The sequence below is a fragment of the Marinomonas balearica genome (genome assembly GCF_004362145.1).
Classification (GTDB): domain Bacteria; phylum Pseudomonadota; class Gammaproteobacteria; order Pseudomonadales; family Marinomonadaceae; genus Marinomonas; species Marinomonas balearica.
This window is the reverse complement of sequence record NZ_SNXC01000011.1, coordinates 161,959-177,359: the sequence shown is the minus strand read 5'-3', so window position 1 is coordinate 177,359 and position 15,401 is coordinate 161,959. Positions and strand designations below refer to the sequence as shown.

The 15,401-nt window shown below is 43.5% G+C and carries 13 protein-coding genes; 3 read left to right on the top strand and 10 right to left on the bottom strand.

Annotated features, from left to right (window positions below):
* Positions 1 to 7 precede the first annotated feature (7 nt).
* From DFP79_RS08245 to purK, 3 genes are all read left to right on the top strand, one after another.
* Entirely contained in the window at positions 8 to 1,285 is a 1,278-nt protein-coding gene (locus tag DFP79_RS08245; protein WP_133503461.1) for an O-acetylhomoserine aminocarboxypropyltransferase/cysteine synthase family protein, read from the top strand.
* A gap of 275 nt (positions 1,286 to 1,560) precedes the next feature.
* Positions 1,561 to 2,052, top strand: a complete 492-nt coding sequence (purE, locus tag DFP79_RS08240; RefSeq protein WP_133503460.1) for a 5-(carboxyamino)imidazole ribonucleotide mutase — start codon at positions 1,561 to 1,563, stop codon at positions 2,050 to 2,052.
* A 1-nt stretch (position 2,053) separates the two neighbouring features.
* Positions 2,054 to 3,118, top strand: a complete 1,065-nt coding sequence (gene purK / locus DFP79_RS08235; RefSeq protein ID WP_133503458.1) for a 5-(carboxyamino)imidazole ribonucleotide synthase — start codon at positions 2,054 to 2,056, stop codon at positions 3,116 to 3,118.
* A 63-nt stretch (positions 3,119 to 3,181) separates the two neighbouring features.
* Here the strand turns inward: purK and DFP79_RS08230 are convergent, their stop codons facing one another.
* The 10 genes from DFP79_RS08230 to DFP79_RS08185 all read right to left on the bottom strand — a co-directional run bounded on the left by DFP79_RS08230 (position 3,182) and on the right by DFP79_RS08185 (position 15,344).
* Positions 3,182 to 3,466 carry a putative quinol monooxygenase gene (locus DFP79_RS08230; protein ID WP_133503457.1) on the bottom strand — a complete coding sequence of 95 codons (285 nt, stop codon included), beginning with the start codon at positions 3,464 to 3,466 and terminating at the stop codon, positions 3,182 to 3,184.
* A 40-nt stretch (positions 3,467 to 3,506) separates the two neighbouring features.
* Positions 3,507 to 4,805, bottom strand: coding sequence for a hypothetical protein (locus DFP79_RS08225; RefSeq protein ID WP_133503456.1), 1,299 nt, complete (start codon positions 4,803 to 4,805; stop codon positions 3,507 to 3,509).
* Positions 4,806 to 4,889: 84 nt separating this feature from the next.
* Positions 4,890 to 5,573 carry a response regulator transcription factor gene (locus DFP79_RS08220; RefSeq protein ID WP_133503455.1) on the bottom strand — a complete coding sequence of 228 codons (684 nt, stop codon included), beginning with the start codon at positions 5,571 to 5,573 and terminating at the stop codon, positions 4,890 to 4,892.
* Positions 5,574 to 5,588: 15 nt separating this feature from the next.
* Positions 5,589 to 6,995 (bottom strand): ATP-binding protein, encoded by a 1,407-nt coding sequence (locus tag DFP79_RS08215; protein ID WP_133503453.1) that lies wholly within the window; start codon positions 6,993 to 6,995, stop codon positions 5,589 to 5,591.
* A complete protein-coding gene (locus tag DFP79_RS08210) occupies positions 6,992 to 7,840 on the bottom strand; it encodes a protein kinase domain-containing protein (RefSeq protein ID WP_133503452.1) in 849 nt (282 codons plus the stop codon). The genes DFP79_RS08215 and DFP79_RS08210 overlap by 4 nt, the downstream gene beginning before the upstream one ends.
* Complete coding sequence (locus DFP79_RS08205) at positions 7,837 to 11,241, bottom strand: type VI secretion protein IcmF/TssM N-terminal domain-containing protein (RefSeq protein ID WP_133503451.1); 3,405 nt, start codon at positions 11,239 to 11,241, stop codon at positions 7,837 to 7,839. Before DFP79_RS08205 ends, DFP79_RS08210 begins: the two co-directional genes overlap by 4 nt.
* 9 nt (positions 11,242 to 11,250) lie before the next feature.
* On the bottom strand, positions 11,251 to 12,444 hold the full coding sequence (icmH, locus tag DFP79_RS08200) for a type IVB secretion system protein IcmH/DotU (protein WP_133503449.1): 1,194 nt from the start codon (positions 12,442 to 12,444) through the stop codon (positions 11,251 to 11,253).
* Between the two features lie 15 nt (positions 12,445 to 12,459).
* On the bottom strand, positions 12,460 to 13,785 hold the full coding sequence (gene tssK, locus DFP79_RS08195; RefSeq protein ID WP_133503448.1) for a type VI secretion system baseplate subunit TssK: 1,326 nt from the start codon (positions 13,783 to 13,785) through the stop codon (positions 12,460 to 12,462).
* Positions 13,786 to 13,803: 18 nt separating this feature from the next.
* Positions 13,804 to 14,316: a type VI secretion system lipoprotein TssJ gene (tssJ, locus tag DFP79_RS08190; protein ID WP_243730233.1), complete on the bottom strand. Its 513-nt coding sequence runs from the start codon at positions 14,314 to 14,316 to the stop codon at positions 13,804 to 13,806.
* The gene (locus tag DFP79_RS08185; RefSeq protein WP_133503447.1) at positions 14,313 to 15,344 is read right to left on the bottom strand and encodes an FHA domain-containing protein; all 1,032 of its coding nucleotides are present in this window, start codon (positions 15,342 to 15,344) and stop codon (positions 14,313 to 14,315) included. The genes tssJ and DFP79_RS08185 overlap by 4 nt, the downstream gene beginning before the upstream one ends.
* Between the last annotated feature and the right edge of the window lie 57 nt (positions 15,345 to 15,401).

Below are 15,401 nucleotides of genomic sequence, written 5' to 3'. Positions count from 1 at the left end.
AATCACAATGAAGCTCGAATCCCTTGCATTGCACCACGGCTACACATCCGAAGAGACAACTAAAGCAGCTGCTGTTCCAATCTACCAAACTACGTCTTATACCTTTGATAATACTCAGCATGGTGCGGATCTATTTGACCTGAAAGTTCAGGGTAATATTTATACTCGTATAATGAACCCAACGACTGACGTATTGGAACAACGTGTCGCTGCAATGGAAGGGGGTATTGCTGCATTGGCTGTATCATCTGGTATGGCAGCCATTACTTATGCTATCGAGTGTATATGTGATGTGGGTTCTAACATTGTCAGCACAAGCCAGCTGTATGGCGGCACATATAACCTTTTTGCACACAGTTTTCCAAGACAAGGTATTGAAACCCGTATGGTTTCTGCCGACGATTTCGACGGCTTTGAAGCAGCTATTGATGAAAACACACGCGCCATTTTTTGTGAATCCATTGGTAACCCAGCGGGTAACATCGTAGACATCGAAGCGCTTGCGGCGATTGCAAACAAACACGGCGTTCCACTGATTGTCGACAATACCGTAGCAACGCCATACTTGTGCCGTCCGTTTGATCTTGGCGCTCATATCGTCATCCACTCTTTGACTAAATACATTGGCGGTCACGGTACAACCATTGGCGGCATTATTGTTGATTCCGGAAAGTTTGACTGGGTCGAAAATAAAAAACGCTTCCCTATGCTGAACGAACCAGATCCGTCTTACCATGACGTTGTTTACACAGAAGCGCTTGGTGCAGCCGCTTATATTGGTCGTTGTCGAGTTGTTCCACTTCGTAATACTGGTGCAGCGATTGCTCCTCATAGCGCGTTTATGATTCTGCAAGGGTTAGAAACTCTTGGATTGCGCATGGAACGTCATTGTGAAAACGCTGAAAAACTCGCTAACTACCTAAGCAATCACGAAAAAGTAAGCTGGGTAAATTACGCAGGGTTACCTGACAGTAAATACAATAGCATGAGCCAACGCATCACCAGCGGTAAAGCGTCTGGCATTTTGAGTTTTGGTATCGAAGGCGGCCTAGAAGCCGGTACTCAGTTTATCGATGCCCTGCAAATGGTATTGCGCCTAGTGAACATCGGCGACGCTAAATCATTGGCATGTCACCCAGCATCGACAACTCACCGTCAATTGAACGACGAAGAGTTGGCAAAAGCCGGTGTTAGCAGAGATTTGGTACGTATCTCTGTTGGTATTGAAAACATTGAAGATATCATTGCTGACATCAGCCAAGCTTTAGACAAAGTGACGGTATAAAATACCTTAAATCCGTCGTCTAGTGTGCTTTCTAGTTGAAAGTGAAAGTACATCGCAACATACAGCGTCTATACAATTCGTATACACGCTGTATGTCGCTTATTCAGTTACAAACTTCCCATTACAAATGGTCGCAGTTTTAGCGAAAATTCGCTATATTATCGCCCAAATTTGAATCAATCAGGCTCCATTCCTCTCTCACCTAATTAGATAACGTTCAAAATACGATTTTGCGTTGCTAATGCACATTGGAGCTCACAAACAGGAGAACTGTCTTGCAAGCAAAAGTTGCCCTTATCATGGGATCTAAAAGCGACTGGGCCACAATGGAAGGTGCCACTGAGATTATGGATAAGCTGGGCGTCAGCTATCATGTCGAAGTTGTTTCAGCCCACCGTACTCCTGTTAAATTGGCTGAATTCGCCGAATCTGCCGTTGAACGAGGCTTCGAAGTCATCATTGGCGGTGCAGGCGGCGCAGCCCACTTACCCGGTATGGTCGCAGCTCACACACGCTTACCTGTTTTAGGTGTGCCAGTTCAAAGTAAAGCGCTAAACGGAATGGACAGCTTGCTGTCTATTGCTCAAATGCCAAAAGGTGTAGCGGTAGGCACGCTCGCTATTGGTACAGCAGGCGCATTCAATGCAGGTCTTCTTGCAAGCCAGATCTTGGCAAATAACGACGCAGAACTCGCTCAACGCATTGAGGCATTCCGTAAAGAACAGACAGACACGGTTCTAAGCAACCCAGATCCTCGGGAGGCATAAAATGTCACGTATTTGGGTACTCGGTGCTGGCCAACTCGGCGCAATGCTCAAACAAGCATCTAATCCACTTGGTTTAGATGTGCGTCCAGTCGATATCGAAACAAAAGAAGTGTTGCCATTACATGACGATGACATTGTAACGGCTGAACGCGAAGATTGGCCTGAGACGGAAGCAACTAAGCAACTTGCCTCTCATAAAAACTTCGTTAACCTTTCGACCTTTCCGCAGCTGGCAGATCGTCTGACGCAAAAACAGTGGATTGATAAGCTAGATCTTGCAACAGCACCTTGGTTCGCTGTAGAAGACGACAGCACAGCGCAAAAAGCCTATGAGCAACTTGGTGATAGAGTGCTTATGAAACGCCGTCGTGGAGGCTACGATGGCAAGGGGCAATATTGGCTGAAACAAGCGGAAGGTACTGAAATTCCTGAAGATTGGAAAGGGTTAGCGATTGCAGAACAAGCTATCAATTTCGATGAAGAAGTTTCACTTGTAGGTGTTCGTGGTAAAAATGGCGAAAAATACTTTTACCCATTAACCTTGAATCTACATATCAACGGTATTCTATACGCTTCTATCTCACCGCTTGACCGCCTAAAACCACTTCAATCTAAAGCCGAAACAATGCTTGGTAAGCTTATGGACGCTTTAGATTATGTTGGTGTCATGGCGATGGAATGCTTCAGAATGGGTGACGACTTGCTCATAAATGAGCTTGCGCCACGAGTTCACAACAGTGGCCATTGGACCCAAGCGGGTGCGAGCGTAAACCAATTTGAAAATCATATGCGTGCGGTTGCGGGGCTTCCTTTGGCACCTGCAGAAATTAAAAACCAAAGCATGATGGTTAATTTAATAGGCGTCGACGTCGATTACAATTGGTTAAGCAGCAAAGGGTTAGAGCTTTATTGGTATAAAAAGGAAGTTCGCCCTGGTCGTAAAGTAGGCCACTTAAATGCCTGTTCAGGAGACATTGAGCAACTTAAAACAATTCTCAACGATCTTGGCAATATGCCTGCGCCTTATGATGAAGCCTTAAGCTGGTTGAATAGAAACCTTCCATAACGCCACAATCACCATCGTTTATCAAAAAAGGTCGACACTGTCGGCCTTTTTTATTGCTGTTTTTCAATTAGATAGCGTCTGAATTGAATAGTGTCTTTCAACGTTTGTGGTCACTTGGCCCCACGTTGAAGATTTAACGCGTGTCTGATGAAAATCAAAAGCCTCTTGTGAGGCGAACTCTTCATAAACATCATAACGTAGTGGGTTAGAAGGGTCTTTCGTCACATTAAAAACTAAACAGCCCTCTTCTGCTTTTGTTAATGTAACATGCTCAATTAGCGCCTCTTCAATCTCATAAAGTTCCGCTTCCAAAATCAAAATATAACCGCTCAAAACTACCTTTTTCACATGCACTCCTTTACCGATTTAAGCCATTATTTTTTTAAAACTACTGCATCTCTGATAACAGCACTACGGCGTACATTGCAACCGCAACGACTGCGGACATAAACACCCCGTAACGAATGTTTAAACGAGACAGCTTTATATTGTCCAACTCATACTTACCGGCAACTGAAAGATTGATTCCTGAAAGAGGCCCTATTGCCGTTCCTACTCCCCATGCACTGATACACACCAACGCTAACAAGGTGTTATTAACCTCTTCAAAGGGCACCAGCGCACTCATCAGAGAAATGCCAACAATGGGGTGTAAACCAATTAAAGAAATAATGCAGATTGCAATATAACAAGAAAACGCAGCCCAAAAACCAAAGGAGTCGAATAGAGACCAGCTGTCCCCTAGAAGATAACCAACAAGCAACGACACACTTGCCGACATAAAACCAGCCGAAATAAACAGCGATACTTCATTAATCATATTGGGTAAACGAAATGAAATATGATCCCTTACTTTACGTTGAGCTGCATGTTTACCACCCTGAATTAACAAAAGACCCAATACACTAAGAGGGCAAACAAAAGTAACAATAGACAAAATAGGCATGTCTTTTAAGATTTGGTAATGAATAACCAATACAGCCGACGCGAGAAATACGGGGAAAAGAAGACTAGATAGAGATATAGGAAAACCAATAAAACTATCTACTCGGTTTGTGTGTTTTAATTCCCACATGCTGAATAAGAATGCCGTTATCGATACAGGAACACCAATGGAAACCAAGTCAGAGTACGACGCATTGGGAGCGACAGAAAAAGCAATCGCCATAGAAGCAAAAAACGGCGACCAAAACCCAGCACACGTTAGCGCTCGAACAATAATTCCTAATTGCGCATCTGACAAAGGATGAGAACGTTGCAATCTATCGCCCACTAGAAATACCGACGACAGATTTATCACCGCGCCAAGAAGGTGAACACTTCCCCAAGTACTCACAGCTCCTTTTACACCGAGCAAATTCCTTTTATCTTGTTGAGGGTGCGGTAACAAGCTCAAAAAAGAAACGCCCACCAGCATACTGGTAATGCCCAAGTTAGCTTTAACAAGCACTGCAATGTTAATAAGCGTCAACTCTCCTACAACGAACGCAAAAGCAGTACAGCTTACACCAGCACTCAATAGAAAAAGAACTTGAAAGCGGTTGCGCTGATTAAGCCGATTCAACGAAAGCGCCAACACCACCCAATAGAAAAAAGCAGAGAAATAAAGAAGAAACGACAGTTGCGGAATAAGCGACAATAAAAAGCAACTCACCCCTAATGCGATCAGAGTACCACGCACATTCATTCGTTGAATCGCTCCTATATCAAAATACGAAATACGCTTGGTTTAACCCGCTATGGAAGGAGTGGGGATGCCGCTAGTCTTTTCCTATTCACACTTATAGCCAACACCGTAAACGGTATGAATCACGCTGTCTGAGCCACCTAATTTTTTACGTAAGTTGCGCATGTGGCTGTCGATGGTTCTGTCATTAATGATTCGATCGTCGTCGTAACATGTATTCATCAATGCTTCACGTGAAAAAATACGTTTCGGCTTTGTAATCATGGTATGTAATATTTTTTGCTCGACAGGTGTTAACTCTGTTTCCTCGCCATTCACAAAACACAGATATTTCTCCATGTCTAACGTGATGTTGCGGTAACTTATCAACGTGCTAGGTTCATTAGAGCCATTAGACTGACTCTTATTTATTCGTCTAAAAATTGCATTTACACGAGCAACGACTTCATTTGGTAAAAAAGGCTTACAAACGTAATCGTCAGCGCCGATATTTAACCCTTCTAAGCGGTCTGCCTCGTCTACTCGCGCAGTAAGCATAATAATGGGAACATCATTATCCATGGCTCGTAGCTGACGACATATTTCAAACCCACTGACGCCGGGCAGCATCACATCCAGAATGAGTAAATCAGGCTTACCTTTTATTATTTCTGCGACTGCATTCTCCCCCGAGTGAAGTAATCGAACCTCGAATGCATGTTTTGTCAGATAATCCGACAGTATTTCAGCTATTTTTATTTCATCTTCTATGATGTAAACAAGCGACATCAGAATTGAACCTATTTAATCCGTTTTTGGTAATTCGGCTATTATTTTCAATCCGTCGTACTGTGAACGTTGTGCAGTGATCGTTCCCTTATGGGCATCAACAATATTTTTACAAATCGCCAAACCTAGCCCTCCTCCTTTTTTAACTCGACTGCGCGAGCTGTCCTCTCGATATAACGGATCAAAAAGGTGTCTACAACTTCCTTTGGAAACACTAGGAGGAGAATCACTGACACATAAAACGGCTTTTTCTTCGTTCCAGTAGACAGACACTTCGATCAATCCCGGAGACTCTGTATAGTCTATCGAGTTGCAAATTATATTTTTACACAATTGCAACAAACGAGAATGATCGCCAGAGATTATCACAGGTTTTCCGACTAATGTAAGCGTCAGGCCGTTTTTCTCAGCCTTTAACCGTAAAGAGTCGACACAATTTGAAACTATCTCATACAAGTCTACTGGCTTAAATTCATAACGAAGCCCACCAATATCGGATAGAGAAAGTTCGTAAATGTCTTCGGTGAATTTTCGAAGATGATTTACTTCTTGCTCAATAGAGCGGAGTCTTTCGAGATCGAATTCACGTATGCCATCTTTAATCGCTTGAATTTCTCCGGTCAGCACCGTCAGAGGCGTTCTCATATCATGAGATATGTTCGCTAGCCATTGCTTACGAGACCATTGAGTGCTGTGCAAAGTGTATGCTAGGTAATCTACGTCTCTCATCAATGAGCCAAGCTCATCCTTCGAGCTCTCTTTTAATCGCACATTGTAATTGCCCTTTGATATGCTTCCAATCGCATTAATTATTCTGCGTATGGGCTTTAAGATGATGAGCGATACAATGAATGACAAGAGCACGGCTGCACCAATACTCAACACGCCAACTAGGATACTCCTTTCCCATTGAGTCTTAGAAACCTGAGTTTCCAAGGGAGAATTAAAGTGGCGCGAAGGAATGCTCGCTAATCTCGCAATCACTTCTCCACGGTAGTGAACGTCCACTGTTACAAATTGCCGATTAGGATTAATAAGCTGTTGAGCACCGGCCAAAAAATTGCCGTTCAAATCAAAGAGAGCTGTCGGCGGTTTTGCTCTTTGGCCAGGTAAGATACGAGCTCGATTTGGAGGTAAAGGACCTTTTGAGTTTACAGGTCGGCCAGGGAAACGAGTAATAATGTCCGCAACTTTCTCGTTCGGCAATGCATAAATATCGAGATCGTATTCTTCATACAATGCAATCAATTTAGGCTCTAGTCGTTGAAGACGAGTCTGCTCCAAAGCATTTGTGTAATCGAAAAATCCCTGTTCATAACTCCAACGCGCCAATATGAGCATCGCCCCCACCAGCACCAATGTAGAACTCAAAAGTATAATCATGAGTTTTTGGAAAACAGAACGTTCGTCCCAGAATTTCATCCTACGCGTCCTAGTACAGAGGAAGAATCAAGAACCTCGTTAGTAAAGCTCATCGTACTGTCTTTCTCGTTTTGTATGTGTCCCATTCGTTTAAGATCATCCGCAATGCTACTGTAAAGGTGACTAACTCTGTGTTCTGTTTCTAGTCCCAACGCCAGCCACTTTAACGCATCACTTTGCAGAAAAAACGCACTCAAATAAGATAAAGCACTCAAACCTTCCTCTAAGCTATCTGCATTTTTATTGCCGAGTACACAAATGCATAAAAGTGCTGCGTAAACATCTAAGTATGGATGCGCTTCTGTCATCGCTTTGGGGTATTGATAGCAGGGAGTCACTTGTAGAATCCCTCGTTCTGAAAGAGGTTCGCCAACGCGTCGAGTGTTTGCAAAATCGACCAGCGACAGCACGCTTTTTTTACTCAGAATAAGGTTACTGAGCTTAATATCGCCATGTACGATGCCCTCTTCACTGAGTCCGTCGAGCAACGTAAGTAACTGCTCAATGACATTTTTACGTTGCTCTGGCGTAATATCAGCGCTGCGTAATAAATGGTCGACACTGATTCCTTGAACATGATTGGTTGTCAAGATCATAAGAGGACCGTGACGCTCTAGCGAACAGCTGTGCTGCACACACAATGGACTGTGTCGAAGTCGGTGCAGCCATAATGCTTCCCGTTGAAGACATTGTATCTCAATAGGAGATACCGCTAACTTAACCCGAACCTCGTTTTGCTCTAGGTCGGAAGCGCCTTTAGATTTAACTAGGAAACAACGTGTCCCAATTGTTTCTATCTTGCTCTGTGGGAACAGTGCCTCTATTTCATCAAGAAATGCGGTCATAATAAATTTGGAGGTGAGGCCGCCTCAAAGAATCTCGGAGAAAACGGCTGACTGCCGCCTTTTGATTTGATCCTAAGGTTGGTGTAACTATCTCCAAATACATAACGCCAAGAGACATCGTCCGTACCGACCATGCTGGCACCTTTCATTAAGCTTGCAATCCGGAACCAGCTCCACTCTCCCGTTACTTTTTCTCTTGTGCCAGAACCACTTTGCTCCGAAGTAACAATAGATATGTCTTGGGTTTGATTACTCGGGATCGGCCAGCTTTGTTCACGCCAAAAGAGCGGCCCATTTTGATACTCAAACAAGCGTGCACCAGACTCTAATCCAAAACGTGTTAAATTTGGAGACATTTGCTCCGCTCTTATAAAGAACTCAAAACCCAGTTTTGATTGGGTAAATAGCCCATTCTGAAAGCGCTTTGCCGTTGCCAAAAATGGCGCATAATTTGACGATAGCGAAGTATATTGATGAGGAATAAAACCTTTTAATAACGTACTGTTCGCTCCAACTTGCTCAAAGTAAATTTGGTATTTTGTATGGAAGGTATCTAACATCCCATTTGGCTTAAAGTAATCTTCAAAATCCGCCAAGGACGTATCGTATATTGACGAACGATTAAAAGGGTATCGACCCGAAAACCTTTGTTGATAATATTTAGCAAGTGCTGCCCAGTCGTCATTTATAACCGACCTCATCGAATTCAGTGCCAGTCGATTAACTGTACGCGCCTGCCCTTTAAGCAAGAAAGGCATAATGGGATCATTATAATCGTCTGCTAAATCCTCTAACTGCGCCAATACATTGCTCGAATCAGCATTCGTTAATTGCTCAAGGAAATAGCTGCCTCGATTTTTTATTTCTTTTGATTTTGCCACCCAACCTTGAGTTTGACGCAGCTGATTCAGTGCAATATCAAGGCGAGTTTGCCCTTCTTTATTCGGCTCAACCAATTTATGTAACGCTAAAAATGGCGCACCAATCGAAGCCGCAGTTCTCGCGATGGTATTGTTCAAAGAAGCCTCTTCCGAACTTTCTTGTTCTTCGTCATCAGCGGCTTGTGTTGCCTCTTTTTTATCCGCTTCGGGGCCTTTGGTGACCAAATGAGTGTGCGTGTGAATTAAATTGTAAAACTGAGTAATTGGGGAAAAGACCGCATCCGTCGTCAGTTCAAGTTGGATTTGACTGTCACCCCATGATGAGACACTTGTCCATGTCACATTGGAAGTGATGTCTTTCCAATAATGGATGTAATCGGTGATATAACGTTCTCGAAGTTGACGATTGATTCGATTCAGCTCGGCATCGCCACTGATTCGCCCCATCACCCCTTCATATGCTTGAATCGCTTCTGTCGCTAATTCAAAGCCAGTTTCGGCATACAAGTCTTCAAAGCCACGTCGAGTGAACAAATACGGAACAAGGTAACCTGTAAAGCCAGGCTTGAACGTAAACACTTCCGTAAACGATGGGTTCAATTGCTCTCTCACATCAATTCGGCGAGCAAACTCAGGGTGCTGTAAAATATGTTGGTACAGTAACTCACTGAGATCTTGCGACGACAATGAAGAACGAACCAATGCCAACAGTTCAGAGTCCGCTTCTGGCGGTACGGCGCCAGAGTTCAATACATCCTGAGCCAGCAGTTTGAAACGGCCAATTAAATCCGCATCTCCCTCACCTTCTTCTTCCAGCGCAGAGATATAATAATTAATTAAAGCACCCACATTCGTTCGATTGGTGTTGTATAAAATCTGATGGAAATTCAGCAATTCCAGCGTTTTTACTTTGTCATCAAGCGAGTTATAAACAAACATATCTTTCAATATGTAGTCGCGCATGAGCGTCAAAAGCACTTCATTCAACTCATAGTAATAAGACTGATGTACATATTGCTCAATGCTTGAATCCGGTAGCCACTTAGACACATACCAAGGTTGCTGATCGGTTTGATACAGTTCGTTAATTTCTCTTAATTCAGACAAACTGAATATTGGCGAAGAAAGATCATCTCGAACAATCACATCACGCTTGAGGTTATCTTTATAGCGTTCAAGCATGACCAAGGATTTACTGTCTATCACCGATTGATAATCGTAATTGGCTTTTAAAAGCCAGACAAAGCCTGCAAACAATGCGAGTAAACCAACACTCACACCCAACTTTACCGTACGATAACGCCACTCTTTTTTCTTATGCACACCAACCAAAGACGACTCTTTGACAATGTAGTGTTTAAACACACTTTTGCTGAAGAGGCTTAAACTTGTATTTTTCCCGTGTGCCCCTTCTAAGGATTCAAACCCCAAATCCGAGGCGTGCATAAAGGTAAGAATATCCGTGGACGTCGTTTCGCCACCAGCATTAATGAAAAAGTACCCACGAAATTTAAGTTCGATATCATCAAACTGATGCTGACTAAAGGTCAGTGACAGAAAATCTTCGATGTCATACCGCAACGCCGACAATTGGAACACACCTGATACCGAAGATTCTCGATAATCTGCATTTAATTGGCGCTTTAGAGATTCACTTAACGTAACGGACAGACGAGCGAGTAAATCATCAAATGAACTATCAAACCATGATTTGTCGTAACCACTGGCATCCGAAAGTGCATGTAACGAACCAAACGCTTTTTCGCGTTCACTTTCATCCAACGTTGAAAAAAGCTCACAGAAATCTCGAACACTCGACATCTGCGTAAAGATGCAATAAGCAGGTAAGGCCAATCCTGTACGCGTATTAAGATCGGCCAATATGGCACGATAACGCTGGCTCAGATCATTTACGCCAATTTCACTTTGATTAATGAGACTGTTTAAACTCACGGAACAAATCACGCCGTTAAACGCCTGACGTGCACGCCTTTTTAAAACGTGTCGATATAACACTTCTAAACTTGCGACAACGACATCGTGTCCATAACTTAGATCTAGAGATATTAAGACGGATTCATCCGACACCCAAAAGCGCAAAGCGAGTAAATCGTCAGGAACCGGCTCTGATGACTCGATGCTTTCAAAGCCCATTTGCTGAAGCCATAGCTGATCTTCAGATACGTCAGGAGAAAGATGCACATACCATGGTACAAAATATGGATTGGTTGAAAGACGGCTGTGCTTTTTTTGAACTTGGGCAAGACGCGCTTTGACAATTCTATCTCGCCAATCTTCTTTTTGTTTTTCATCTTCGTCAATTTTTGGGCGTGCGAGGTAACGATAGACTAAGTAACTTATAAGCATCGTAACAAATAGAAAGACTGCGACTTCTGCCAATATTAGCCATAAAGGTGTAAGCGCAATCCAGCCGAGTAACCAAAATACTCCCGCGCTTATCAGACTCGTGACTAGACCCAAACTTGAAGCAATTGCTATGTTTTTTTTCTTTCCTGTCATGTTTAAGGCCTACTGCTTCCCATTTAACATAAATGCATCTGAAATACCGGCGGCACGAGCGGCGTTCAATCTTCGTGCAGCTAATATCTTAGTATTATTCTCACTGATGACTCGGAACTGCCCTTTCCACGCTTCAATCGTTGCGTTCGGCAGCTCACGCTTGTACTGACCTACGAACCGCTGCGCATCACCAATATTATTGAAGGTTGCGAGTTGTACAATCCATGTCGTATTCGAACTTGTGGCCTCATCCGATTGCACGTTACCTTGGTTGCCAAGCGAGGATTGTGCCGTTTGCATTTCTTCTGGTGTGCTGTAATAGACGTATTCCGTATCTTGAGCACTTACCTGCCCATAATAGGGTTTAGTGTAATCGGCTAGCTGAATAAAAGGTTGAGCTCGTTGAGGCGAGGTAATGTCATACCAATAAAACGTTCCCAACCATGTTGCACACACTACTACAGCAAAGTAAGCGAACGATCGCCACAATCTAACAGGCTTCTTCGGCTTAATAAATTTTGGGGATTCAGCAATATCTGACACTAGAAGAGGTAATCGCTCGGCATCAGAAAAAGAACGTCCTTGCGCAAATACAGACTCTTCAATCCGTTTCATCAATGCATCTAGTTGATCTTTTCCGTTTGCACGATAGCGACCGCGGAACCCCATCTTCAACATGATGTAAATAAGCTCAAGCAAATCAACTAAGAGAACGGGCTGCAGTAACGCTCGCTCTGCAACCACATAGAACTGCTCGCCACCGTTTTTTATACCAAACAATTCGCTGACAATGGTTTGATTTTCCCAACCGGAAGACTCACCCCAAGACGAATGAAGAATTTGCTCATCCAACATAACAGCAAAGAGAAAACACGCCTTATCCGCAACAGAAGGCGGGTAATCCAACTTTGCCACTTTGTATTTAAGATCTGTTAATGCGCTTTTTATGCCGGAACGGAAGGCAAACATGTCTGTTGGGCACTGCATCCTTTTCACTGAAATAGTCAATGACAGTAGCTCTGAGCCAGCTTTAAGGAGACTGTTTTCAAACAGTTGTCCATTCTGTTGAGCAATACTGTAACGAGCATGGTTTTTCAACGCATTAACGTTACTCAAACGCACCGATGCACCCGCTAAGTCGGCATCGATTTGTTGACTATCGGAAGCAATGGCGAGCGTTTCTTCGTCTAACAGTTCTTTCATAGTCGTATTTTGCCTTTAGCCTAACGCATATAGCTTGATAGATAAGTCTGGGACACGACTGTCTACGTGCAATGCTATCGGTTCACGTTTTGCTTTTAACTGCACCCAATATTCATGAGCAGTGTCAATTTCGAAGTAGGCCACGTCTGCTTGCGCTTTTAACTCACTGGGGGCAACGGGCAACAAATGAATGCCAACACCGGATTGGCTATTTCGTACCAAATCCGCAATATGAGACAGACCACTTAGCGTACACGCGCTTGGAAATACTTGGCTTAGCGTTGTCGTCCCCATTGACGATTGCACAGAAATAACGAAACGACGGCCATCCATTTGATTTAAATTTGGAATAGATAAACGCAACAACCGACGACGCTCAAAGAGATTTTCATCCCATGAGAACTCCGTCACACTGTCGCTCTGAACCATAGAGAGTTTTTCACGAAGTTCCGAAAAAAGCCCCCCAAAAACACTTTTTAAATCGTCTCGGTTTAGCGGTTTCGGAGCTTCAACAACAGCAGGTTTGAAACTCTCTAGTTCACCAGAAAAGGCAAGTAACCCTTCATATAGCGCTTCAATACGCGTTTCGGGTTGTTCTAACGTAAGATGCAACCACGGAATCCAGCGATTTAGAGTTTGCAGCCATAGGAACTCACGCATCAAGCTAAGATCACTTTTCGTCTGCTGACCCACACCAATACGCTGCACAACACTTTGCGCCCGAGCCTCAGTCAGAATATAAAGCTCTTTAATACGCTCTTTTAAAAGCTGAGAAGCACCGTATTGCAGGCAGGTAGGAATAAAGCTTTTATCCAGTACCACATTAACATCTTCGCGACGCTCTAATATGCGCGCAATGGGCAAGAGTGCTAAGCCTGTAACATCTTCCCCTTCAATGACTAAACGAATATTTGGGTCAGCGACTTGAGCTTCGATCGCACTTTGGCTTTCATCACTTGAATCAAAAAGGCTAACATTCCCCAACGCGAAGCGACGCTGCTCTGACGCCTCGCCATACTCATTCTCACCTTCGACCGCGAGTGGAAGCCCAAGAAAAATACGTTTGTTAATCGTGCCTTCTGGGATTTCAACTAACAGTTCTTTTGAACTATCAAATAGCGTTCCATCTGGGAACACGCCACTGCAATGAGTCACACTGAACTTACCCAGCTTTAAATAGTTATGCTCAATGTCCAAAATAGAAACACCAAAACTCCGACCTTCAGAAGTCAAAGAAATGCACTTTTGGATGTATTGCGTAATATGGCGCTCTTGTTGTTGAAAATGCTGGGGGGCTATGAACATACCCTCCTTCCAAACAACCTTGCTGTGATGTTTCAAATGGCGCTCCTTAAATCCTTAAAACTTCCACCACGACTCTTTGACAGGTTGAGTGATTTCAACTTTGTCATGCGTGATGGCAATAAAAACAGGGTAACTTTCTGGGTCTTCAACCAACGCGACCGATGACTTTGCGGTGGCTGTCTCATAATTTGAAAATTCAGCAAAAATTGCCAAAAATTTTGCTTGCTGTTGAACGTCCAACATAATCGTTCGCTTTTCCCCTGGAAGCACTGCGGACAAGCGCTTAGAGTCAATAAGGGAGTCTGCAAGAACAGTCTGATCGTCGCTGTATAGGCTGGTAAAACTCGCCTTATCAAAATTGCCTGCATCATTGAGCTGGTATATTCGTAAGATAACCGGCCTTGCATCACCATCATCAAACACATTGATGTCGTTCGTCGCTTCAATATTTACTTCTATATTCAATACAGGTTGAAACGCACTATTGCTTGTTGAACTGCACCCCATCAAAACGAAGCCTATAAGGCTGCTAAAAATAGACAATCTAATCATCGATAGCGTCTTCATCGTTTATCTCTCAACTCTTCAAACAGCAATGCTGAGAACTGGCGATAGAATTCTCGCCGTTCTTTTTTACGATTAAATTGTTTCTTATACAGCGACCAATACTTTTTATCTTTCTTTCCCCACCCAGAGATATAATCATTAAATTCATCTTCGAGCTGTTCTGGGTTCAGATCATCTAAAAACTTATCCAATGTCGATTCAATACACGCGACTAAGCTTTCACGATCCACAGAAGTCGATAGCGTTCGTTGTTGTTGCTCAATAATGCTATTCAAGCGACTGATACTGTTTTCTAACGCCGCCACCTGCGCACTTTCTGTCACCGCCAAAGACCGGTTAGATGGAGTCGACATGGTTTCATTATTTTTAAGTTCAGAATCCTCAATTAAAACAATATCATCCAAATCCTCATCTGAGTCTTGAGGCTGTTCCATTGCCCACCGCTCTTCATCTTCAAAAGGGTCATAGCCGTAAACATCTTCTCCCAGCACATTGTCAGCTGAAAAGGTTTCTTTCTCTTTTTGTATTACGCTTTCATTCGTCGCGTTTTGTCCCGAGAGTGCGTGCTCAATACCTAATGTGGCATCGTTTTTATCATTTAAGACTTCGTCCAAGTTAAACGGAGACGACATGGAATCCTGATCACTTTGACGTTCGTCTTTCACGGGCTTAGAAACAGAAACGTCGTCCATATCTAAGGCAAATAACGACTCCATGTCGCTGAACAAGAGAGTGTACGCCCCCATACGAACGTTATCGCCATCACTCAGGCGCTGCGCTTCCCCTTTGCCAAGCAGAATGTCGTTTACAAACACCCCATTCGTACTTCTGTCGACAATTTGATACCCGCCTTTTGGATGAGGCAGCACTTCTGCATGCACTCGGGAAAGCGTTCTGCCAAAGTCGGGAAGCTGTATCGTGCATTCAAACGATCGACCAATCGTGCCACCTGAATCAGGTACGGACACCTGCCGACTCGCAACCTGCTCGTTATCTGGTAATTCAATCAGCTGAAAGCTAACAGTCATAAAGTTTCTCTTTGTCCTTTATTTATAATCCTCATCTAGGAGAGGACGTAACGAAAG